The 20,673-nt window shown below is 41.6% G+C and carries 22 protein-coding genes; all 22 read left to right on the plus strand.

The genetic code is table 11. The features are described 5' to 3' along the window. The first annotated feature begins 4 nt into the window (after positions 1–4). On the plus strand, positions 5–991 hold the full coding sequence (gene ftsY, locus ACNQGS_RS10500; RefSeq protein WP_217032884.1) for a signal recognition particle-docking protein FtsY: 987 nt from the start codon (positions 5–7) through the stop codon (positions 989–991). A 274-nt stretch (positions 992–1,265) separates the two neighbouring features. Further along, positions 1,266–1,598, plus strand: a complete 333-nt coding sequence (locus ACNQGS_RS10505) for a putative DNA-binding protein (protein WP_213140788.1) — start codon at positions 1,266–1,268, stop codon at positions 1,596–1,598. 12 nt (positions 1,599–1,610) lie between these two features. Next, a complete protein-coding gene (gene ffh / locus ACNQGS_RS10510; protein ID WP_491487251.1) occupies positions 1,611–2,963 on the plus strand; it encodes a signal recognition particle protein in 1,353 nt (450 codons plus the stop codon). A gap of 268 nt (positions 2,964–3,231) precedes the next feature. Continuing rightward, entirely contained in the window at positions 3,232–3,504 is a 273-nt protein-coding gene (gene rpsP / locus ACNQGS_RS10515) for a 30S ribosomal protein S16 (RefSeq protein WP_213116352.1), read from the plus strand. A gap of 13 nt (positions 3,505–3,517) precedes the next feature. Beyond that, positions 3,518–3,748 carry a KH domain-containing protein gene (locus tag ACNQGS_RS10520; protein ID WP_213116351.1) on the plus strand — a complete coding sequence of 77 codons (231 nt, stop codon included), beginning with the start codon at positions 3,518–3,520 and terminating at the stop codon, positions 3,746–3,748. Positions 3,749–3,830: 82 nt separating this feature from the next. After that, positions 3,831–4,220, plus strand: coding sequence for a YlqD family protein (locus tag ACNQGS_RS10525; RefSeq protein WP_213140785.1), 390 nt, complete (start codon positions 3,831–3,833; stop codon positions 4,218–4,220). Positions 4,221–4,226: 6 nt separating this feature from the next. Then, positions 4,227–4,745, plus strand: coding sequence for a ribosome maturation factor RimM (rimM, locus tag ACNQGS_RS10530; RefSeq protein ID WP_491487252.1), 519 nt, complete (start codon positions 4,227–4,229; stop codon positions 4,743–4,745). After that, a complete protein-coding gene (gene trmD / locus ACNQGS_RS10535) occupies positions 4,742–5,485 on the plus strand; it encodes a tRNA (guanosine(37)-N1)-methyltransferase TrmD (RefSeq protein WP_491487253.1) in 744 nt (247 codons plus the stop codon). The genes rimM and trmD overlap by 4 nt, the downstream gene beginning before the upstream one ends. Positions 5,486–5,627: 142 nt before the next feature. Further along, positions 5,628–5,972 (plus strand): 50S ribosomal protein L19, encoded by a 345-nt coding sequence (gene rplS / locus ACNQGS_RS10540; protein WP_213116348.1) that lies wholly within the window; start codon positions 5,628–5,630, stop codon positions 5,970–5,972. A gap of 171 nt (positions 5,973–6,143) precedes the next feature. Continuing rightward, positions 6,144–6,704 (plus strand): signal peptidase I, encoded by a 561-nt coding sequence (gene lepB / locus ACNQGS_RS10545; protein WP_213116347.1) that lies wholly within the window; start codon positions 6,144–6,146, stop codon positions 6,702–6,704. A 42-nt stretch (positions 6,705–6,746) separates the two neighbouring features. Next, a complete protein-coding gene (gene ylqF / locus ACNQGS_RS10550; RefSeq protein WP_491487254.1) occupies positions 6,747–7,616 on the plus strand; it encodes a ribosome biogenesis GTPase YlqF in 870 nt (289 codons plus the stop codon). A 57-nt stretch (positions 7,617–7,673) separates the two neighbouring features. Further along, positions 7,674–8,471 carry a ribonuclease HII gene (gene rnhB / locus ACNQGS_RS10555; RefSeq protein WP_491487255.1) on the plus strand — a complete coding sequence of 266 codons (798 nt, stop codon included), beginning with the start codon at positions 7,674–7,676 and terminating at the stop codon, positions 8,469–8,471. 207 nt (positions 8,472–8,678) lie between these two features. Continuing rightward, the gene (gene sucC / locus ACNQGS_RS10560) at positions 8,679–9,839 is read left to right on the plus strand and encodes an ADP-forming succinate--CoA ligase subunit beta (protein WP_491487256.1); all 1,161 of its coding nucleotides are present in this window, start codon (positions 8,679–8,681) and stop codon (positions 9,837–9,839) included. Between the two features lie 23 nt (positions 9,840–9,862). After that, positions 9,863–10,765: a succinate--CoA ligase subunit alpha gene (gene sucD, locus ACNQGS_RS10565; protein ID WP_213140779.1), complete on the plus strand. Its 903-nt coding sequence runs from the start codon at positions 9,863–9,865 to the stop codon at positions 10,763–10,765. An 82-nt stretch (positions 10,766–10,847) separates the two neighbouring features. Then, complete coding sequence (gene dprA / locus ACNQGS_RS10570) at positions 10,848–11,726, plus strand: DNA-processing protein DprA (protein ID WP_491487257.1); 879 nt, start codon at positions 10,848–10,850, stop codon at positions 11,724–11,726. A gap of 317 nt (positions 11,727–12,043) precedes the next feature. Next, positions 12,044–14,122 carry a type I DNA topoisomerase gene (gene topA, locus ACNQGS_RS10575; RefSeq protein ID WP_491487258.1) on the plus strand — a complete coding sequence of 693 codons (2,079 nt, stop codon included), beginning with the start codon at positions 12,044–12,046 and terminating at the stop codon, positions 14,120–14,122. A 151-nt stretch (positions 14,123–14,273) separates the two neighbouring features. Beyond that, complete coding sequence (gene trmFO, locus ACNQGS_RS10580) at positions 14,274–15,578, plus strand: FADH(2)-oxidizing methylenetetrahydrofolate--tRNA-(uracil(54)-C(5))-methyltransferase TrmFO (protein WP_491487259.1); 1,305 nt, start codon at positions 14,274–14,276, stop codon at positions 15,576–15,578. A gap of 328 nt (positions 15,579–15,906) precedes the next feature. Further along, on the plus strand, positions 15,907–16,449 hold the full coding sequence (gene hslV / locus ACNQGS_RS10585; RefSeq protein WP_213116339.1) for an ATP-dependent protease subunit HslV: 543 nt from the start codon (positions 15,907–15,909) through the stop codon (positions 16,447–16,449). A 19-nt stretch (positions 16,450–16,468) separates the two neighbouring features. Next, complete coding sequence (gene hslU / locus ACNQGS_RS10590) at positions 16,469–17,872, plus strand: ATP-dependent protease ATPase subunit HslU (RefSeq protein WP_213140775.1); 1,404 nt, start codon at positions 16,469–16,471, stop codon at positions 17,870–17,872. Positions 17,873–17,961: 89 nt separating this feature from the next. After that, a complete protein-coding gene (gene codY, locus ACNQGS_RS10595) occupies positions 17,962–18,741 on the plus strand; it encodes a GTP-sensing pleiotropic transcriptional regulator CodY (protein ID WP_491487260.1) in 780 nt (259 codons plus the stop codon). Between the two features lie 192 nt (positions 18,742–18,933). After that, positions 18,934–19,638 (plus strand): 30S ribosomal protein S2, encoded by a 705-nt coding sequence (rpsB, locus tag ACNQGS_RS10600; protein ID WP_213116336.1) that lies wholly within the window; start codon positions 18,934–18,936, stop codon positions 19,636–19,638. A 132-nt stretch (positions 19,639–19,770) separates the two neighbouring features. Further along, complete coding sequence (tsf, locus tag ACNQGS_RS10605) at positions 19,771–20,655, plus strand: translation elongation factor Ts (protein ID WP_491487261.1); 885 nt, start codon at positions 19,771–19,773, stop codon at positions 20,653–20,655. The last annotated feature ends 18 nt before the right edge of the window (positions 20,656–20,673 follow it).

Genomic DNA, 20,673 nt, shown 5'->3' on the forward strand with positions numbered 1-20,673 from the left:
GAAAATGAGTTTTTTTAAAAAATTAAAAGAAAAGATTACAAAGTCGACGGATAATGTAACTGAAAAATTTAAGGAAGGACTCACAAAAACAAGGGACAACTTTTCCGGCAAGGTCAACGACCTGATTGCAAGATACCGAAAAGTGGACGAGGAATTCTTTGAAGAACTCGAAGAAATCTTAATCCAGGCGGATGTCGGTTTTGATACAGTTATGGAACTGATCGATGAGCTGAAAATGGAGGTAAAGCGCCAAAATATTCAGGACCCTGTTGAAGTCCAAAGTGTTATTTCTGAAAAGCTGGTCGATATTTATAATTCAGGGGAAGAACAGTCATCGCAATTAAATATTCAGAAGGATGGACTGACGGTAATTCTATTCGTCGGAGTAAACGGTGTCGGTAAAACAACTACTATCGGCAAGCTTGCCTATAAGTTTAAGTCCGAGGGAAAAAAAGTAATATTAGCGGCTGGAGACACCTTCCGTGCCGGTGCGATTGATCAGCTTGAGGTTTGGGGAGACCGGGTGGGAGTCGAAACCATTAAGCAGGCTGAGGGCTCTGATCCGGCAGCTGTCATGTATGATGCCATCCAGGCCGCAAAATCAAGAAACGCTGATATTCTCATCTGCGATACAGCAGGAAGATTGCAAAACAAAGTAAACCTGATGAAAGAGCTTGAAAAGGTGAAGCGGGTAATTGAAAGGGAGATCCCGGGTGCGCCCCACGAAGTTCTCTTGGTGCTTGATGCCACAACCGGCCAAAACGCACTCATTCAGGCAAAAACCTTTAAAGAAGCCACCAATGTAAGCGGAATTGTCCTGTCCAAACTCGACGGAACCGCCAAAGGCGGAATCGTCCTAGCGATCCGCAACGAATTGAAAATCCCCGTTAAATTCGTAGGGCTGGGAGAAAAAATGGACGACCTGCAAGAATTCGACGCCGAAAAATACGTCTATGGACTATTCGCGGAGCAGATTGAAAAGTCTGAATAGAATAATGTCCAGCTTCAGCGCCTAGGGGCTCAAAGGTCTACAGCCAATCCGTCAAGAAGGCTAAAAAGCAGCCTTCTCGCCGGCTCGTCTTATGCCTGTCGCCCCTGTGCACTAAGGAAAGCTTCTTAGGATAATCCTCGCAGGACCAAGCTGTGCTTGGTCCGAAGGCGCTTCCGCTTTTCTTTTTGTAAAGATATTTTGCTTGACACTAACGGTTAGCCCATGTAAACTACTTCGTAAAGGCTTTTCGCTTTACAAAAGGGGGATTTGCGGCATGCTTGAAAAGACAACACGAATGAACTACCTGTACGACTTCTATCATTCGCTGTTAACGCCAAAGCAGCAAAGCTATATGTCTCTCTATTATTTGGAAGACTACTCACTCGGTGAAATCGCCGAAGAATACGAAGTCAGCCGTCAGGCCGTTTATGATAATATCAAACGGACAGAGGCAATGCTCGAAGAGTACGAAGAAAAGCTATTATTATTTCAAAAATTTCAAGAACGCAACCGGCTCGTCAAGCTTCTGAAAGAACTGCTCGATGAAGAGCAGCCAAGCAAGCAGGCGATGCAAGCCACAATCGCTGAGCTGGAGAATTTAGATTAGGAGTTGGGATAAATGGCGTTTGAAGGATTAGCCGACCGACTGCAAAATACAATCCAAAAAATCCGCGGCAAAGGGAAAGTCACTGAAGCGGATGTTAAAGAAATGATGCGTGAAGTGCGTCTCGCCCTGCTTGAGGCAGACGTTAACTTCAAGGTCGTCAAAGATTTTGTCAAAAAGGTAAGCGAACGCGCCGTTGGACAAGAGGTGCTAAAGAGCTTAACTCCCGGACAGCAAATCATTAAAATCGTTAACGAAGAATTAACGGAATTAATGGGTGGCGAGCAAAGCAAAATTGCCGTGTCAAATCGCCCGCCAACGGTCATCATGATAGTCGGTCTGCAGGGGGCTGGTAAAACAACGACCTCAGGAAAGCTGGCCAATTTGCTGCGGAAGAAGTATAACAAACAGCCGATGCTCGTTGCTGCCGATATTTATCGCCCAGCCGCAATCAAACAGCTTGAAACACTAGGCAAGCAACTAAGTATGCCTGTTTTCTCCCTTGGTGACCAGGTAAGTCCGGTTGAAATTGCCAGACAAGCCATCGCCAAAGCCAAAGAAGAGCATCATGATTATGTTTTGATCGATACCGCCGGCCGGCTCCATGTTGATGAGACCTTAATGAACGAACTAAAGGATATTAAGGAACTAACCAAGCCGGATGAAATCTTTCTCGTTGTCGATGCGATGACAGGTCAAGATGCTGTCAACGTGGCACAAAGCTTTAATGAACAGCTTGGCCTGACTGGGGTCGTGCTGACAAAGCTTGACGGTGATACAAGGGGCGGTGCTGCTCTGTCAATCCGGTCGGTCACTCAGACACCAATTAAATTTATTGGTATGGGTGAAAAGATGGATGCCCTTGAACCGTTCCATCCGGAGCGAATGGCATCAAGAATTTTGGGCATGGGTGATGTGCTGACCTTAATTGAAAAAGCAAAGGCCAATATCGACGAAGAAAAAGCCAAAGAGCTTGAGCAGAAAATGCGGACAGCGTCGTTTACACTTGATGATTTTCTTGACCAGTTAGGGCAGGTCCGCAAACTTGGTCCGCTTGACGAACTGTTAAAGATGATGCCTGGCGCTAATAAAATCAAAGGTTTGAACAATCTGCAAATCGATGAAAAGCAAATATCCCATGTTGAGGCCATTATCAGGTCGATGACGAAACAAGAAAAGCTTCACCCTGAAATCATGAACTCAAGCCGTAAACGCCGGATTGCCGCAGGAAGCGGACGTACCGTTGCCGAGGTAAACCGTTTGTTAAAACAGTTTGAGGACATGAAGAAAATGATGAAGCAAATGTCTGGCATGCAGCAAAAAGCCAAGAAAAAAGGCGGATTTAAATTTCCTTTTAAGCCGTTTTAATTCGAAATGCGGAAGCGCCTTGTTCAGGGGCGACAGGCATAAGACGAGCCGGCGAGAAGGCTGTTTTTTAGCCTTCTTGACGGATTGGCTGTAGACCTTCGAGCCCCTAGGCGCTGGAGCTGGACACCAGTCTAAGTTCATGTTTGCAAGCTGTTTTAATTCTGTAAAACTTGGAAATAATAACTGTAAAGAAAAAACACTTTACAAATAAAAAAACAATTGGTATTATACTATCTTGTGTGAAACTATTCGGAGGTGCTTATTTAAAATGGCAGTAAAAATTCGTTTAAAGCGTATGGGAGCTAAGAAAACTCCTTTCTATCGTATTGTAGTAGCAGATTCTCGTTCACCACGTGATGGACGTTTCATCGAAACAGTTGGAACTTACAACCCAGTTGCTGAGCCAGCTTTAGTTCAAATCAACGAAGAACTAGCTCTTAAGTGGTTGCAAAACGGCGCGAAGCCATCTGATACAGTACGTAACTTGTTCTCAAAACAAGGCATTATGGAAAAATTCCACAATGCAAAATTAAGCAAGTAATCGTGGAGAAGCGATGAAAGAACTGATCGAAACGATTGTTAAGCCCCTTGTTGATTTTCCTGAGGAAGTTCGGGTTGAAACCATTGAAGATGATACTCGAATCACCTATCACTTAACCGTCAATAAAACGGACATCGGTAAGGTGATTGGCAAGCAGGGGCGTGTTGCAAAGGCCATTAGGACTGTTGTCTACGCAGCAGGATCATCACAACAAAAGAAGATTTTCTTGGAAATTGGTGAATAGCTTTTTGCATCAAGAAAGAAAGGGAGGGATCAAAGTCCTCCCTTTTTTGTTAGTTGTTCAAATTTTTAAGGGGGCAATAAACATGCAAATTATTCAATCCGTTGTGGTGAAGCAAATCTTAACCGAAAAAAGCAAACAACAGCTTTTTGACAAGTATCATGCAAGAAAACGGCAGTTTGAAAAAGAATGCGACCAGCTCCAATTCGAATTAAAACGCTTGGAAAAATCGAAAAGCTACCCTCAGGGCACACTAAAAAAGCACTTTGAAAAAGAAATTGAAATGAGACGAGAAAAAATAAAATTACTTGATTTTCAAATAGAACAATTACATATCCTACCAATAGGCAGCGAATTAAAGGAAAAAGAAGTCCAGGCTCTCATTGAGGTTAAAGCAGGAGACCTTTGGATTGACCAAGATTTACAGCCTGAGATTCTTATTAAAGATGGTATTATTGAGGAAATTAGAAGGTGAGTACATATGGAAAGATGGTTCAATGTTGGTAAAATCGTCAATACCCATGGTATAAAAGGAGAAGTCCGCGTCATTTCGAAAACCGATTTTCCGGAAGAACGCTATAAACCGGGGAATACATTATATTTATTTCAAAAGGCATCAAGCACACCGCTTGAATTAACTGTTAAAAGCCACCGCAGCCATAAAAATTTTGATTTGCTTGTGTTTGAAGGGTATGAAAATATTAACCTGGTGGAGAAGTTTCGTGAAGGAATTTTGAAGGTTCCGGAGTCACAGCTAAGTGAACTCAAGGAAGATGAATTCTATTATCATGAAATTATCGGCTGTCTCGTGGCCACAATCGATGGGGAAGAGCTTGGAAAGATTACTGAAATCCTTACTCCGGGTGCGAACGATGTTTGGGTGGTCAAAGGAAAAGATGGAAAAGAGGTTTTAATCCCGTATATCCATGATGTTGTCAAGAAAGTGGATGTAAAGGAAAAGGTTGTCCTTATTGAACCAATGGAAGGACTATTGTCATGATGCAAATCGACATTCTTACCCTTTTTCCTGAGATGTTTACCGGGGTACTTGGGAGTTCGATTTTAAGCAAAGCAGCGGAAAAATCAGCAGTCCAATACAATGTCGTGAACTTCCGTGAATTCTCCGATAACAAGCATTCTTCTGTGGATGACTATCCATATGGAGGCGGTGCTGGCATGGTTTTAAAGCCGCAGCCGATTTTTGATGCGGTTGCCTCGCTTACAGAACAGGCTAACAGCAGCCGTCCAAGAATCATTTTGCTTTGCCCTCAAGGGGAGCGATACAGCCAAAGGAAAGCGGAAGAATTGGCCGGTGAGGAACATTTGATATTTATTTGCGGTCATTATGAAGGCTATGATGAAAGAATCAGGGAGTATCTGGTCACCGATGAAATATCAATAGGCGACTATGTTTTAACAGGTGGTGAGCTTGGTGCCATGGTTGTGATTGATAGTGTTGTCCGTCTGCTCCCCGAGGTGCTTGGCAATCAAGAATCCCATATGAAGGATTCGTTTAGCACAGGTTTGCTTGAACACCCTCACTATACAAGGCCTGCTGATTTCCGCGGCATGAAGGTGCCGGATATACTATTATCCGGCAATCACAAGTTAATTGAAGAATGGCGCAATAAAGAAACCCTAAGAAGAACTCTATTAAGAAGACCTGACCTATTTGAAAAAGTAGAACTAACACCAGAACAACAAAAGTGGCTGGAGGAAGTAAAAAAAGAAAACAAGTAGTATTGCAGGGGCTTTGAGATTATGTTATGATATTTCTTGTGACTTGAGCTGAGTCTATCAGTTTAATGTCTTATAACGATGTTCCGCTGCAATTGATAAATTCTTGGTTTGCATGAGCGTCTGTTGGAAGGAGTTGAAAACGATGCATAAATTAATTGAAGAAATCACAAAAGAACAACTTCGTTCTGATCTTCCTGCGTTCCGTCCTGGTGACACTGTACGTGTACACGTTAAAGTTGTCGAGGGTACTCGCGAGCGTATTCAGTTATTTGAAGGTGTTGTGATTAAGCGTCGTGGTGGTGGAATCAGCGAAACTTTTACAGTTCGTAAAATTTCTTACGGAGTAGGCGTTGAGCGTACTTTCCCTGTTCATACACCAAAAATTGCGAAGCTTGAAGTAATCCGTCGCGGTAAAGTTCGCCGTGCTAAACTTTACTACCTACGTGAACTTCGCGGTAAAAAAGCTCGTATTAAAGAAATTCGCTAATAAGAAAAAGAGAGCTTGCACTGCAAGCTCTTTTTTTATACCTAGTGAAAATATCTATTAACAAATTATTAAATTTAATTAAAAACATTAATCCCCTCGTGTTAATTAGTTCTAAGTTATGTAAAATAGGCTTTATAAGACATTTTTTACTGGATTGGTGGGGACAAAAGAATGGCAAAAAAGAAAAATGAATTTTGGGAATGGACAAAAGCGCTTTTAATTGCTGTCATCCTGGCAGCCGTAATTCGCTATTTTCTCTTTGCGCCGATAGTAGTGGACGGCTTATCAATGATGCCTACTTTAAAAAATCAGGATCGCATGATTGTTAATAAGTTGAGTTATAAAATAGGTGAACCGCATCGATTTGACATTATTGTTTTTCATGCACCTGAGCATAAAGATTACATAAAACGGGTCATCGGTCTTCCTGGAGATAGAATCGAATATAAGAATGACACTTTATATGTGAATGGTAAAGCGTATAAAGAGCCATATTTGGATGAATATAAAAAACAAGTGGAGGACGGTCCTTTAACAGACTCTTTCACATTGGAAGAAACACCGGTCGGTCAAATAACAGTTCCAAAAGGGGAATTATTTGTAATGGGTGATAACCGCCGCTTCAGCAAAGATTCCCGTCATATCGGATCCGTTCCAATGAGTAAAGTCATTGGCAAGACAAGCATCGTCTACTGGCCGCTAAACGATGCCCATATAGTTTCTGTGAAATAAATAATATTTTTGCAGAATGCATAGTAAAAGGAGGTGACTGCTTTGACGATCCAATGGTTTCCCGGTCACATGGCCAAGGCTCGCAGAGAGGTCACGGAAAAATTAAAATTAGTTGATATCATTTTTGAATTAGTAGATGCCAGAATTCCCTACTCATCAAGAAATCCGATGATTGATGAAATCATTCAACATAAACCGCGTTTAGTGTTATTGAATAAAGCGGATATGGCCGATAAGAATATTACCAAGGAATGGATTGCTTTTTTTGCCAAAAAAGGTGTGAAGGCAATTGCGATTAATTCCCAGGCAGGAGAAGGAATGAAGGAAATTGCCAATGCTGCCCAGGAAATTTTGAAAGAAAAATTTGATCGCATGCGGGCAAAAGGGGTAAAGCCGAGAGCCATCCGGGCCATGATTGTCGGCATTCCTAATGCCGGTAAATCAACACTGATTAACCGCCTGGCGAAAAAAAATATCGCCAAAACTGGCAATACCCCAGGTGTGACAAAATCCCAGCAGTGGATAAAAGTAGGCAAAGAAATGGAGCTACTAGATACTCCGGGAATATTATGGCCAAAGTTTGAGGATCAAGAGGTTGGAAAGAAATTGGCGATTACTGGAGCCATTAAGGATACGCTCTTAAATCTGCAGGACTTGACCGTTTACGCCCTGGATTTTTTAGAGCGAGAATATCCTGAACGCTTGAGGGAGCGCTATAAGTTTACCGACATTCCGGATGATGTTGTACTTAAGTTCGACCACATCGGCAAGCTCCGCGGCTGCCTGATGGGCGGAGGAGTGGTAGACTACGATAAAGTGGCGGAATTGGTGATCAGAGAAACCCGTTCCGAGAAGTTTGGTCCTTTATCATTCGAAAGGCCCAAGGATTTTCAAACTGAAAATGAAGAATAACGAAAAGCTCTCCTATCGGGGGAGCTTTATTAAACGCTACCTAAAAGGTGAATTAGAATGAAACGTTTGTCGATTGCAGAAATTGAAGAACAGCTGAATAACGTTAAAGCAGATAACGACCCTTTCCTAATCAGTCTTGAAGGAGATGAGCGAAAAGGGGTGCAAACCTGCCTGGCGAGATGGAAGAAGCAGAGAGCTCAAGAAAAAGGCCTTGCTGAGAAGTTCTTTGAAATGACGGCCTTTGAGCGTAAATACCGCGGTCAAGGTTTTCAGTATATAGCAGGTGTGGACGAAGTAGGCAGGGGGCCGCTGGCTGGTCCGGTTGTGTCCGCAGCGGTCATTTTGCCGACGGATTTTTTCCTGCCAGGGATTGATGATTCGAAAAAGCTGTCCGAAAAAAAACGGCTTCAATTTGATGAAATCATTAGGAGAGAGGCGCTTGCATTCAGTGTGGCCATGGTTCATGCCGCGGAAATAGACGAAATCAATATCTATCAGGCCACTAAAAAAGCAATGAAATCGGCTATAGCAGGTCTGGGAACAAACCCGGATGTAGTGCTCATTGATGCCATGAAACTTGACACTCCTTACCTGACAGAATCGATCATTAAAGGGGACGCCAAAAGTATTTCAATCGCAGCCGCATCTATTGTCGCTAAAACAGCAAGAGATTCCCTTATGAAAGAAATTTCGGGGCGGTTTCCGCAATATGGTTTTCAAGAAAACGCAGGCTATGGAACGAAGGAACACCTGCTTGCGATTGACCAATATGGAATCACTCCTTATCATCGTAAGAGCTTTTCACCCATCAAGGATACTCTGACAAATCAATTATCGTTTTCGTTAGGTACATAAATCTAGCTTAAGTGATTTATAATAAAACAGGCTGAATAAAGCCTGTTTTATTTTTGGAAAATAATAGTTTTGCATTATATTACTAATTATTTTCCTTGATTTTTATATAAATATTATTTATAGCATAATGGTGGACAAGGTTTGTTTCATTATATAAAATGTAAACGGAGTCAAATTTTTTGAACAGTTTGATTAGGAGGATGGGAAATGAATATCCATGAGTATCAGGGGAAAGAAATCCTCAGAAAATATGGGGTAGCGGTTCCGAATGGAAAAGTGGCTTTCACTGTTGAAGAAGCAGTTGAAGCTGCGAAAGAATTAGGCACACAAGTATGTGTGGTAAAAGCGCAAATCCACGCAGGCGGACGGGGAAAAGCCGGCGGTGTTAAGGTTGCCAAAAACCTTGATGAGGTTCGTACATATGCCAGCGAAATTCTTGGTAAAACATTGGTTACACACCAAACAGGACCTGAAGGTAAAGAAGTTAAGCGTCTCCTAATTGAAGAGGGCTGCGACATTAAAAAAGAATACTACATTGGATTAGTATTAGACCGTGCTACTTCCCGCGTGGTATTAATGGGTTCTGAAGAAGGCGGAACAGAAATTGAAGAAGTTGCCGCTAATACACCTGAGAAAATTTTCAAAGAGGAAATTGATCCAGTTCTTGGATTAATGCCATACCAAGCTCGTCGTTTGGCATTTAATATCAATATTCCAAAGGAATTAGTCAATAAAGCTGTTAAGTTTATGACAAGCCTTTACAACGCTTATATTGAAAAGGATTGCTCGATTGCCGAAATCAACCCGTTAGTTGTAACTGGCGATGGTAACGTAATGGCATTGGATGCAAAATTAAACTTCGATTCCAATGCACTGTACCGTCAAAATGAGGTTTTAGAGTATCGTGACCTTGAAGAAGAAGATCCAAAAGAAATCGAAGCTTCTAAGTATGACTTAAGCTATATTGCATTAGACGGCAATATCGGCTGTATGGTTAACGGTGCCGGACTGGCTATGGCTACAATGGATATCGTTAAGCACTATGGCGGCGATCCGGCAAACTTCCTTGATGTTGGGGGCGGTGCAACAGCTGAGAAGGTTACGGAAGCATTTAAAATTATCCTTTCCGATCCTAACGTAAAAGGTATTTTTGTTAATATCTTCGGCGGTATCATGAAGTGTGATGTCATTGCTGATGGAGTAGTAGAAGCAGCAAAACAAGTTGGCCTATCTATTCCGCTTGTCGTTCGTTTAGAGGGAACAAATGTTGACCTAGGTAAGAAGATCCTATCTGAGTCAGGTCTTAATATCACAGCTGCTGAATCCATGGCAGACGGCGCACAAAAAATCGTTTCATTAGTGAAATAGGATCAAGAGAAAGGGGAATTAACGTGAGCGTTTTTATTAATAAAGACACAAAAGTAATTGTTCAAGGAATAACAGGCGGAACAGCCCGTTTCCATACAAAGCAGATGCTTGAATACGGCACACAAATCGTCGGCGGAACTTCACCGGGTAAAGGCGGCCAAGAGGTGGAAGGTGTTCCTGTTTTCAATACTGTGAAAGAGGCAGTCGAAGCAACAGGCGCAAATGCTTCCGTTATTTATGTTCCAGCTCCATTTGCTGCAGATTCCATTATCGAAGCGGTTGATGCTGAACTAGATCTTGCTATTTGTATTACAGAGCATATTCCAGTATTGGATATGGTGAAAGTTAAGCGTTACATGGAAGGCAAGAAGACTCGCTTGGTTGGTCCAAACTGCCCTGGCGTGATTACAGCTGATGAATGTAAAATCGGCATTATGCCTGGCTACATTCACACTAAAGGACATGTTGGCGTTGTTTCCCGCTCTGGTACTTTAACATATGAGGCTGTTCATCAATTAACTCAAGCAGGTATCGGCCAGACAACTGCAGTTGGTATTGGCGGAGACCCTGTTAACGGAACAAACTTCATCGATGTATTAAAGGCATTCAATGAAGACCCTGAAACATATGCTGTTATCATGATTGGTGAAATCGGTGGAACAGCAGAAGAGGAAGCGGCACAGTGGGTTAAAGCAAACATGACTAAGCCTGTTGTCGGCTTCATCGGCGGACGTACTGCACCTCCAGGAAAGCGCATGGGCCATGCTGGTGCGATTATTTCCGGCGGAAAAGGTACTGCTGATGAAAAAATCCGCGTTATGAACGAATGTGGCATGAAAGTAGCTGCAACACCATCCGTAATGGGTGAAACTTTAATTGAAGTACTTAAAGAACAAGGCTTATACGAAAAGTGTAAAACTCACTAAAATACACCATGATAAACAGATAGTCCCTCATACTATGAGGGGCTCTTTCTGTTTAAAAAATTTAAAATGGAGGAAATTAACAGTGAATGAGTTTACTGAAAAACTAATCTCCCTGCTTCATTATCCTGATATATCGTGGCATACGATCTATCAAATATTAAAAAGAGACCCGGGACTTGAATCTTTAAAATCTTATCAACCAACAGCCCAATTGAGCATGTTCCCCCCTCCGGCCTCCGCCATTGCTGCATACCCTGCTACTGAACCCTTTTATCCCGAAATCATTTATGACCAAATTCGCCAATACAAAACAAATGATATCTCCGTCATTACCGTATTTGACCCGCTGTATCCCCGTTATTTAAAAGAAATTTATCAGCCTCCTTGGGCAATCTTCGCAAAAGGTGACTTATCCCTGCTAGAGAAAGATCCGAAATTAGCTGTGGTTGGTTCTAGGCAAGCAACCCAGTACGGAAAAAATGCCATCCGTTTAATTTTCCCGGAATTAATTGATAATGGAGTGGTAATAGTCAGCGGTTTAGCAAAAGGTATTGATAAACTCGCCCATGAATACGCTATTAAAAATGGCGGAAAGACGATTGCTGTGATTGCCGGAGGGCTGTACCATATTTATCCAAAGGAAAATATGAATCTGGCATTGGAAATGATGAAAACACAGCTTGTACTGTCCGAATACCCCCCGGATACACGGCCGCAGAGATGGCATTTTCCGGCGCGAAACCGAATCATTAGTGGGATGTCTCGGGGAACATTTATTATAGAAGCAAAGAGGAAAAGCGGCTCATTAATAACGGCCAACTATGCCGTTAATGAGGGCAGAGATGTTTTTTCGCTTCCTGGAAGCATTTTTAATCCCTATTCAATCGGGGCAAATGAACTTATTCAGCAGGGAGCAAAACTTGTCACAAAAGCCGGGGATATATTAGAGGAAATAAGATAAAACTGTATTTTATTGAATAAATTTTTAATTTTTGCAGGGTTTTTTGTATAAATGAAGAAAAGTTAGGATAAAAAGGTTGAAATAATTTCTAATATGTATTACATTTTCCAACATAAGTTCAAAAACTAGAATGAGACAATAATATTGAAAGTATTATATAAATAATTTGGGATATGGGAGTTTTGGAAAGTATTTCTTGAAGCAAAGTTGTCATAACTAGAATTTAGAAAACTTCTCAAAAAAATCGAGCATCTTAGAAGCAGGCTTTTGCCAGATTCGGGGCGCTTTCACACTTTCCCTCTTAAGGAGGAACATACATGTCGGAGTTTCTTGTCATCGTTGAATCGCCTGCAAAAGCGAAAACGATTGAGCGATATTTAGGAAAAAAATATAAAGTAAAAGCATCAATGGGTCACGTTAGAGATTTGCCGCGCAGTCAAACGGGGGTGGATGTTAACAACGGCTTTGAACCGAAATATATTACGATACGCGGAAAAGGCCCTGTTTTAAAGGAATTAAAGACAGCAGCCAAAAAAGCTAAGAAAATTTTTCTGGCGGCCGACCCCGATCGCGAAGGAGAAGCAATCGCTTGGCATTTGGCGCATAGCCTTGATGTGGATATTAACTCGGACTGCCGGGTAGTATTTAATGAAATCACTAAGGATGCCATCCAGGAATCCTTTAAACATCCACGGCCAATCAATAAAGACTTGGTAGATGCACAGCAGGCCCGCAGAATTCTTGACCGCCTGGTGGGCTATAATATCAGTCCGCTGTTATGGAAAAAGGTCAAAAAGGGGTTAAGTGCGGGAAGAGTCCAATCGGTTTCTGTCAGATTGATTATTGACCGGGAAAATGAAATTAAAGCCTTCATTCCAGAAGAATATTGGACGATTGACGGCGAATTTTTAAAGGGGAAAGATCAATTCAGCGCTTCGTTTCATAGTCTTGTAGGACTGAATAAAACAGAAGTAAGCTCTGAAGAAGAGGTGCAAAAGATCCTGCAGCAAATGGAGGGAAACAAGTTCACGGTCATTGCCGTAACAAAAAAGGAGCGGCGCAGAAATCCTGCCCCGCCATTTATAACCTCCTCCCTGCAGCAAGAAGCAGCCAGAAAATTAAACTTTCGGGCCAAAAAGACAATGATGCTGGCCCAGCAGCTGTACGAAGGAATCGAACTTGGCAAAGAAGGGACAGTCGGTTTGATTACCTATATGAGAACAGATTCCACCAGGATTTCTGAAATAGCTCAGGAAGAAGCGGCTAATTATATCAAGACTGAATATGGGGAGCAATTTCTAAAAACAGAGCAAAGGAAAGAGAAGAAACAGACAAATGCTCAAGATGCTCATGAAGCGATTCGGCCGACCAGCACATTCAGAGATCCGAGCAGTTTGAAGGAGTTCCTTTCAAGAGATCAACTGCGTTTATATAAATTAATTTGGGAACGGTTCTTAGCCAGTCAAATGGCCCAAGCTGTAATGGATACAATGAGTGTTGATTTACAAAATGGCAATGTGGTGTTTCGCGCTACTGGATCGAAAATAAAGTTCCCTGGCTTTATGAAGCTATATGTTGAAGGTACGGATGATCAAGTGGAGGAATCCAACAAAATGCTTCCTGACCTCAATGAAGGGGATGAAGTGTTCCAGAAGGATATTGAGCCGAAACAGCATTTTACCCAGCCGCCGCCTCGGTATACGGAGGCAAGGCTTGTAAAGACACTTGAGGAACTCGGAATCGGCAGGCCTTCAACCTATGCCCCAACGCTCGATACCATTCAAAAAAGGGGCTATGTAGCGCTCGACAATAAACGTTTTGTTCCGACGGAGCTTGGAGAAATTGTCCACGAATTAATGGTAGAGTTTTTTCCGGAGATTGTGAATGTCGAGTTTACCGCCAAAATGGAACAGGATTTGGATAATGTTGAAGAAGGAAAAACACCGTGGGTAAAGATTATCGATGAATTCTATAAGGATTTTGAAGTTCACCTGAAAAAAGCAGAAAAAGAAATGCAGGAAGTTGAAATCAAAGACGAACCTGCCGGTGAAGACTGTGAAAGTTGCGGCAGCCCGATGGTGTTTAAAATGGGCCGCTACGGCAAATTCATGGCTTGCAGTAATTTCCCGGACTGCCGAAACACAAAACCGATTGTTAAAGAAATCGGCGTTACCTGTCCTACTTGTAAAGAGGGGACAATCGTTGAAAGAAAAAGTAAGAAAAAGAGATTGTTCTACGGGTGCAGCCGCTTCCCAGAGTGCGATTTCCTATCTTGGGATAAGCCGCTTCCTAGAAACTGTCCAAAATGTGAGGGACTCCTTGTCGAGAAGAAACTCAAAAAGGGTGTCCAAGTCCAATGTGTATCCTGTGACTATAAAGAAGAACCACAAAGCTAAGGAGTGGGAAATATTCCACTCTTTTTTATTTTTTTAAACATAAAACTTTTTTGTTTGTCAATCGTATAGTAAAATGCAAGATGGACTGAATTCGAGGGAATGGTAAAAAGTAAGGACTTAATTAATATTTGAATGTTTCAGGAGGATTAACATGGATATAACAGTAAACGTTGTCGGTGCCGGTTTGGCAGGCAGCGAAGCAGCGTGGCAGCTCGCCAAGCGCGGTGTCAAGGTCCGTCTTTACGAAATGAGACCAGTCAAACAAACTCCAGCCCATCATACAGATAAATTTGCCGAACTGGTCTGCAGTAACTCGCTTAGGGCTAATACTCTAACAAATGCAGTCGGTGTTTTAAAAGAAGAAATGAGAATGCTTGATTCCGTTATTATCGCTGCTGCTGATGCCTGCAGTGTTCCTGCCGGAGGGGCATTGGCTGTTGACCGTCATGAATTCGCGGCAAAAGTTACCGAAATGGTGAAAAACCATGAAAATGTGACAGTCATCCATGAAGAGGTCATAGATATTCCGGAAGGACTAACGGTCATCGCAACCGGCCCACTAACAAGTCCGGAATTATCGGCCAAACTGAAAAGTTTAACGAATGAAGACTATCTATATTTTTATGATGCAGCGGCGCCGATTATCGAAAAAGACAGCATTGACATGGATAAAGTTTATTTAAAGTCCCGTTATGATAAAGGGGAAGCGGCATATTTAAATTGTCCGATGACGGAAGAGGAATTTGATCGTTTTTATGAAGCTTTGGTCTCAGCTGAAACCGTCCCTTTAAAGGAATTTGAAAAGGAAATCTTTTTCGAAGGCTGCATGCCGATTGAAGTAATGGCAGCAAGAGGGAAGAAAACGATGCTGTTCGGTCCATTAAAGCCAGTCGGGCTAGAGGACCCAAAGACAGGTAAAAGACCCTTCGCGGTTGTTCAGCTAAGGCAGGACGATGCAGCAGGTACGCTGTATAATATTGTTGGTTTTCAAACCCATTTAAAGTGGGGCCCGCAGAAGGAAGTGCTACAATTAATACCGGGTCTTGAAAATGCCGAAATTATTCGCTATGGAGTTATGCATCGCAATACCTTTATCAACTCACCAAAGGTGCTAAAAGCAACTTATCAATTTAGAAACCGGGAAAATTTATTTTTCGCTGGACAAATGACGGGTGTTGAAGGGTACGTGGAATCTGCTGCGAGCGGTTTAATTGCAGGAATTAATGCGGCAAGACTCGCGACGGGAATGGAAACTGTAGAATTCCCAGCGGAAACGGCAATCGGCAGTATGGCGCGGTATATTACTTCTGCAAACCCGAAAAGTTTTCAGCCGATGAACGCCAATTTCGGATTGTTTCCTGAACTGCCTGTGAAAATAAGAGGAAAGCAAGAACGGAATTTGCAGCATGCTAATAGAGCTTTAGAAACAATTCAGAACTTTGTGAAAGTTTTGTAAAATTTATTGCAAGGGCTATTGAATTGTGATACGATTTAGAAGCCCTTGCGATAGAAAATGTTGATAATTGTGAATGTTTTGTTAACATTTTTGATTCGTTATTTACAACTGGACAGGAATTGCGCAAAATACTAAGGGGCTTATTCAACTTTTTTATAGTGATTTTGTTATGTTCATGGCTGAGCAAAAGGTGAAGAAAAATGTATAGAAAAAAACATCCCGGGGTATAAATGAATACAGTTTTCATAATTATCTTGTAGAAGGATTTTTTTACATATTTTACTTTGAACTAAAAGAAAAAACTCCAAAAATGAAGGAGGATATCTTAATGGAACAATTTCATGCCACCACGATATTTGCCATCCACCATAATGGCGAGTGCTCAATGTCCGGTGATGGCCAAGTTACCATGGGCAACGCTGTTGTGATGAAACATACAGCTCGTAAGGTTAGAAAGATATTTAATGGGAAGGTATTGGCAGGCTTTGCTGGTTCTGTGGCAGATGCTTTTACTCTTTTTGAATTGTTTGAAGGTAAGTTAGAGGAATTTAATGGGAATCTTCAAAGAGCAGCAGTTGAGCTTGCAAAAGAGTGGCGAAGTGATAAAGTCCTGAGAAAACTGGAAGCCATGCTGATTGTGATGAATCGTGAAAGTTTGCTGCTTGTGTCCGGCACAGGTGAAGTTATTGAGCCCGATGATGGAATTCTTGCAATTGGATCAGGCGGGAACTATGCATTATCAGCAGGCCGCTCATTAAAGAAATATGCCGGAGATCATTTATCGGCTAGGGAAATTGCGAAAGCATCGTTAGAAATCGCTGCTGAAATCTGCGTCTATACAAACCATAATATTATCGTGGAAGAGCTATAGCGGGAAGGAGCTAAAAATAATGGTCAGAACAACCAATTTAACCCCCCGGCAAATTGTTGAAAAGCTGGATCAGTATATTATTGGCCAAAAGGATGCCAAGAAAGCCGTTGCGGTAGCCCTAAGAAACCGATACAGAAGGGGCCTTCTGGATGATAAGCTTCGAGATGAAATTATCCCTAAAAATATCTTAATGATTGGCCCGACTGGTGTTGGGAAAACGGAAATTGCCCGGAGAATTGCGAAGCTTGTCGGTGCACCATTTGTTAAGGTGGAAGCAACGAAGTTTACCGAAGTCGGCTACGTTGGTCGTGATGTAGAATCCATGGTTCGTGATCTGGCAGAAACATCTGTCCGTCTGGTAAAGGAAGAACGGATGCTAAGCGTGAAAGAACGGGCCGAAGAAAATGCCAACAGCAGACTTGTTGAACTTTTGGTTCCATCAGCGAAAAAATCATCTAACTATAAAAACCCGCTCGAAATGTTATTTGGCGGCGGGAACAATGCAAACGAGCAGGAAACACACCAGGAGGATTATTCTATCCAGGAAAAAAGAAAGATTGTCAAAGAAAGATTGGCACTTGGACAAATGGAGGATGAAATTGTCACGGTTGAAGTGGAAGAGCAGGCGCCTTCCATGTTTGACATGCTCCAAGGCTCAGGTATTGAACAAATGGGGATGAATATGCAGGATGCCCTAAGCAGCTTCATGCCGAAAAAGCGCAAAAAAAGAAAACTTACTGTTCGAGAAGCAAGAAAAGTATTAACGAGTGAAGAAGCTGCGAAGCTTATTGATATGGATGAAGTAACATCCGAGGCCATTTATCGCGCCGAGCAAAACGGAATCATTTTTATTGATGAAATTGATAAAATTGCCAGCAAAAATAATGGCGGCTCATCGGCAGATGTTTCCAGAGAAGGTGTGCAAAGGGACATTCTGCCAGTGGTTGAAGGTTCCACAGTGGTAACAAAATTTGGGCCGATTAAAACCGACCATGTCTTATTCATTGCTGCGGGTGCCTTTCATATGGCGAAGCCTTCCGATTTGATTCCGGAATTGCAAGGGCGTTTTCCAATCCGGGTGGAATTAACAAAGCTTACAGTCGATGACTTCTTTAGGATTTTAATCGAACCGGACAATGCTTTAATAAAGCAATATCAAGCATTATTGGAAACAGAAGGTATACAAATTGAATTTTCTGACGATGCTATTCGTAGAATAGCTGAAGTAGCATTTGAAGTGAATCAGAATACCGACAATATCGGTGCCAGACGGCTTCACACGATCCTCGAAAAACTATTAGAGGATCTATCCTTCGAAGCACCAGATATTACGATGGATAAAATCACCATAACACCTCAATATGTTGACGAGAAGCTAGGCGCTATATCGAAAAACAAAGATTTGAGTCAATTTATTCTTTAAGTTCTTATCTTGTTACCTAATACGTTGCAAAAATCGTATTACCAATAAAAATTTAATAATGGTTGTAGTTATTTAGGAGGAAGAAACAGATGGATTTACTAACAAAAACTAGAAGGATTAATATTTTGCTGCAAAAGGCAGCAGGGAAACCGGTAAACTTTAAAGAAATGGCACAAACATTAAGTGAAACCATTGAAGCAAATGTTTACATCGTCAGCCGCCGTGGGAAACTACTTGGCATTACGATTTATCAGCAAATCGAAAACGAACGTATGAAAAAAATGTTCGAGGATCGTCAATTTCCGGAAGAATACACAAACAATTTGTTCTCAATTACCGAAACATCCCCGAATTTAGATGTGGATAGTCAATATACAGCTTTCCCTGTTGAAAATAAAGATTTATTCCAGGAAGGTTTAACAACAATTGTTCCGATTATTGGTGGCGGTGAACGTCTGGGTACTTTGATCCTGGCAAGATTGCATGATAAGTTCAATGATGACGATTTAATCTTAGCTGAATATGGTGCAACTGTTGTCGGAATGGAAATCCTTCGTGAAAAATCTGAAGAAATTGAAGAGGAAGCACGAAGCAAAGCTGTTGTGCAAATGGCCATCAGCTCCTTATCTTACAGTGAGCTAGAAGCCATTGAACATATTTTTGAAGAGCTAAACGGTAATGAAGGGTTATTAGTCGCTTCAAAAATTGCAGACCGTGTAGGAATTACCCGCTCCGTTATTGTCAACGCTTTAAGAAAGCTCGAAAGCGCTGGAGTTATCGAGTCTCGCTCCCTTGGAATGAAAGGAACTTACATTAAAGTTCTTAATGACAAGTTCTTGGTCGAACTTGAAAAATTAAAATCACATTAATGTTTTAAAGGATTCCCGGCAGGAGCCGGGAATTTTTTTTAATCTAAACCTTGATTGTTTAATGGCCATGTGCTATATTATTTCATGGTGTTATTACACACGCTTGTTGATTTAGGCAGAGGGTGCTTAACTTTAAGTCCTGCTTAAAGATGAGATGAGCGGAGGAAAACAAACCATTAGGAGGAAAAAAACATGTCAGTAATTTCTATGAAGCAATTGCTTGAAGCTGGTGTACATTTCGGACACCAAACTCGCCGTTGGAACCCAAAGATGAAGAAATATATCTTCACAGAGCGTAACGGCATCTACATCATCGACCTTCAAAAGACAGTTAAGAAGGTAGAAGAAGCTTATAACTGGGTTAAGGAACTTGCTGCAGAAGGCGGTACAGTCCTTTTCGTTGGTACAAAGAAACAAGCTCAAGATTCTGTTAAAGAAGAAGCAGCTCGTTCTGGTATGTACTATGTTAACCAACGCTGGTTAGGTGGTACATTAACAAACTTTGAAACAATTCAAAAGCGTATCGGCCGCTTAAAAGATATTGAAAGAATGTCAGAAGACGGTACTTTTGAAGTATTACCTAAGAAAGAAGTTGTTCAACTTAAGAAAGAACAAGAACGTCTTGAGAAATTCTTAGGCGGAATCAAAGATATGAAACAGCTTCCAGATGCATTGTTCATCATCGACCCTCGTAAAGAGCGCATTGCAGTAGCAGAAGCTAAGAAATTAAACATTCCTATCGTAGGTATCGTTGATACAAACTGCGATCCGGATGAAATCGATGTTGTTATCCCTGCTAACGATGACGCAATCCGCGCTGTTAAACTTTTAACTGGTAAAATGGCGGATGCTATCCTAGAAGCTAAACAAGGCGAAGAAGTAGCTGTAGAAGCGTAAATTTATAGCCTTATCTAAAAAAGGTGATAAGAGGGAGACCCTTTATCACCTTTTTTTAAAGATTGAAAGTTTAACCCGGGTCTCATTGGTAAAGATATGAATACATAGTTAATTGAAGGAGGATATTAAATTATGGCAATTACTGCTCAAATGGTTAAGGAATTACGTGAAAAAACTGGCGCAGGTATGCTTGATTGCAAAAAGGCGTTGACAGAATCAGACGGTGACATGGACAAAGCAATTGACTACCTACGCGAAAAAGGTATCGCAAAAGCTGCTAAGAAAGCAGACCGTATCGCGGCAGAAGGCTTAACTTCCATTTCAACAAATGGCAATGATGCTGTTATCCTAGAAGTAAACTCCGAAACTGACTTCGTTGCGAAAAACGAAGGCTTCCAAACACTTGTAAAGGAGCTTGCGGAACATTTACTTAAGAACAAGCCTGCTACTGTGGAAGAAGCATTAACACAAACAATGGAAAACGGTGCAACAGTTGATGCTCATATCAATGCGGCAATCGCAAAAATTGGTGAAAAACTATCTCTTCGCCGCTTTACAGTAGTTTCTAAGACAGACAGTGATGCATTTGGCGCTTACCTTCATATGGGCGGACGCATTTCTGTATTAACTGTTCTTGAAGGTTCTACAGATGCCGATGCTGCAAAAGATGTTTCTATGCACATCGCTGCGTTAAATCCAAAATATGTTTCCCGCGATCAAGTTTCTCAAGAGGAAGTAGAACATGAGCGTCAAGTATTAACTCAGCAGGCACTTAACGAAGGCAAGCCTGAAAATATCGTGACTAAAATGGTTGAAGGCCGCCTTGGCAAATACTTTGAAGATGTTTGTGTTCTTGACCAGGCATTCGTTAAAAATCCTGATCAAAAGGTTCGCCAATTTGTTGAATCTAAAGGCGCTACAATCCGTGAATTCATTCGCTACGAAGTAGGCGAAGGTATCGAAAAGCGTGAAGATAACTTTGCTGAAGAAGTAATGAACCAAGTGAATAAAAAATAGTCAATTATTCTTGGGCTA

The organism is Neobacillus sp. PVCKKU3 (assembly GCF_058323225.1).

Coding starts and splice junctions, on each gene's coding strand:
- hslV (WP_213116339.1), top strand. CDS start 15,907: ATGGAACAATTTCATGCCACCACGATATTTGCCATCCACCATAATGGC.
- tsf (WP_491487261.1), top strand. CDS start 19,771: ATGGCAATTACTGCTCAAATGGTTAAGGAATTACGTGAAAAAACTGGC.
- rnhB (WP_491487255.1), top strand. CDS start 7,674: ATGAAACGTTTGTCGATTGCAGAAATTGAAGAACAGCTGAATAACGTT.
- rpsB (WP_213116336.1), top strand. CDS start 18,934: ATGTCAGTAATTTCTATGAAGCAATTGCTTGAAGCTGGTGTACATTTC.
- topA (WP_491487258.1), top strand. CDS start 12,044: ATGTCGGAGTTTCTTGTCATCGTTGAATCGCCTGCAAAAGCGAAAACG.
- rplS (WP_213116348.1), top strand. CDS start 5,628: ATGCATAAATTAATTGAAGAAATCACAAAAGAACAACTTCGTTCTGAT.
- sucC (WP_491487256.1), top strand. CDS start 8,679: ATGAATATCCATGAGTATCAGGGGAAAGAAATCCTCAGAAAATATGGG.
- codY (WP_491487260.1), top strand. CDS start 17,962: ATGGATTTACTAACAAAAACTAGAAGGATTAATATTTTGCTGCAAAAG.
- rimM (WP_491487252.1), top strand. CDS start 4,227: ATGGAAAGATGGTTCAATGTTGGTAAAATCGTCAATACCCATGGTATA.
- ACNQGS_RS10525 (WP_213140785.1), top strand. CDS start 3,831: ATGCAAATTATTCAATCCGTTGTGGTGAAGCAAATCTTAACCGAAAAA.
- ffh (WP_491487251.1), top strand. CDS start 1,611: ATGGCGTTTGAAGGATTAGCCGACCGACTGCAAAATACAATCCAAAAA.
- hslU (WP_213140775.1), top strand. CDS start 16,469: ATGGTCAGAACAACCAATTTAACCCCCCGGCAAATTGTTGAAAAGCTG.
- lepB (WP_213116347.1), top strand. CDS start 6,144: ATGGCAAAAAAGAAAAATGAATTTTGGGAATGGACAAAAGCGCTTTTA.
- trmFO (WP_491487259.1), top strand. CDS start 14,274: ATGGATATAACAGTAAACGTTGTCGGTGCCGGTTTGGCAGGCAGCGAA.
- trmD (WP_491487253.1), top strand. CDS start 4,742: ATGATGCAAATCGACATTCTTACCCTTTTTCCTGAGATGTTTACCGGG.
- ACNQGS_RS10520 (WP_213116351.1), top strand. CDS start 3,518: ATGAAAGAACTGATCGAAACGATTGTTAAGCCCCTTGTTGATTTTCCT.
- rpsP (WP_213116352.1), top strand. CDS start 3,232: ATGGCAGTAAAAATTCGTTTAAAGCGTATGGGAGCTAAGAAAACTCCT.
- ftsY (WP_217032884.1), top strand. CDS start 5: ATGAGTTTTTTTAAAAAATTAAAAGAAAAGATTACAAAGTCGACGGAT.
- ACNQGS_RS10505 (WP_213140788.1), top strand. CDS start 1,266: ATGCTTGAAAAGACAACACGAATGAACTACCTGTACGACTTCTATCAT.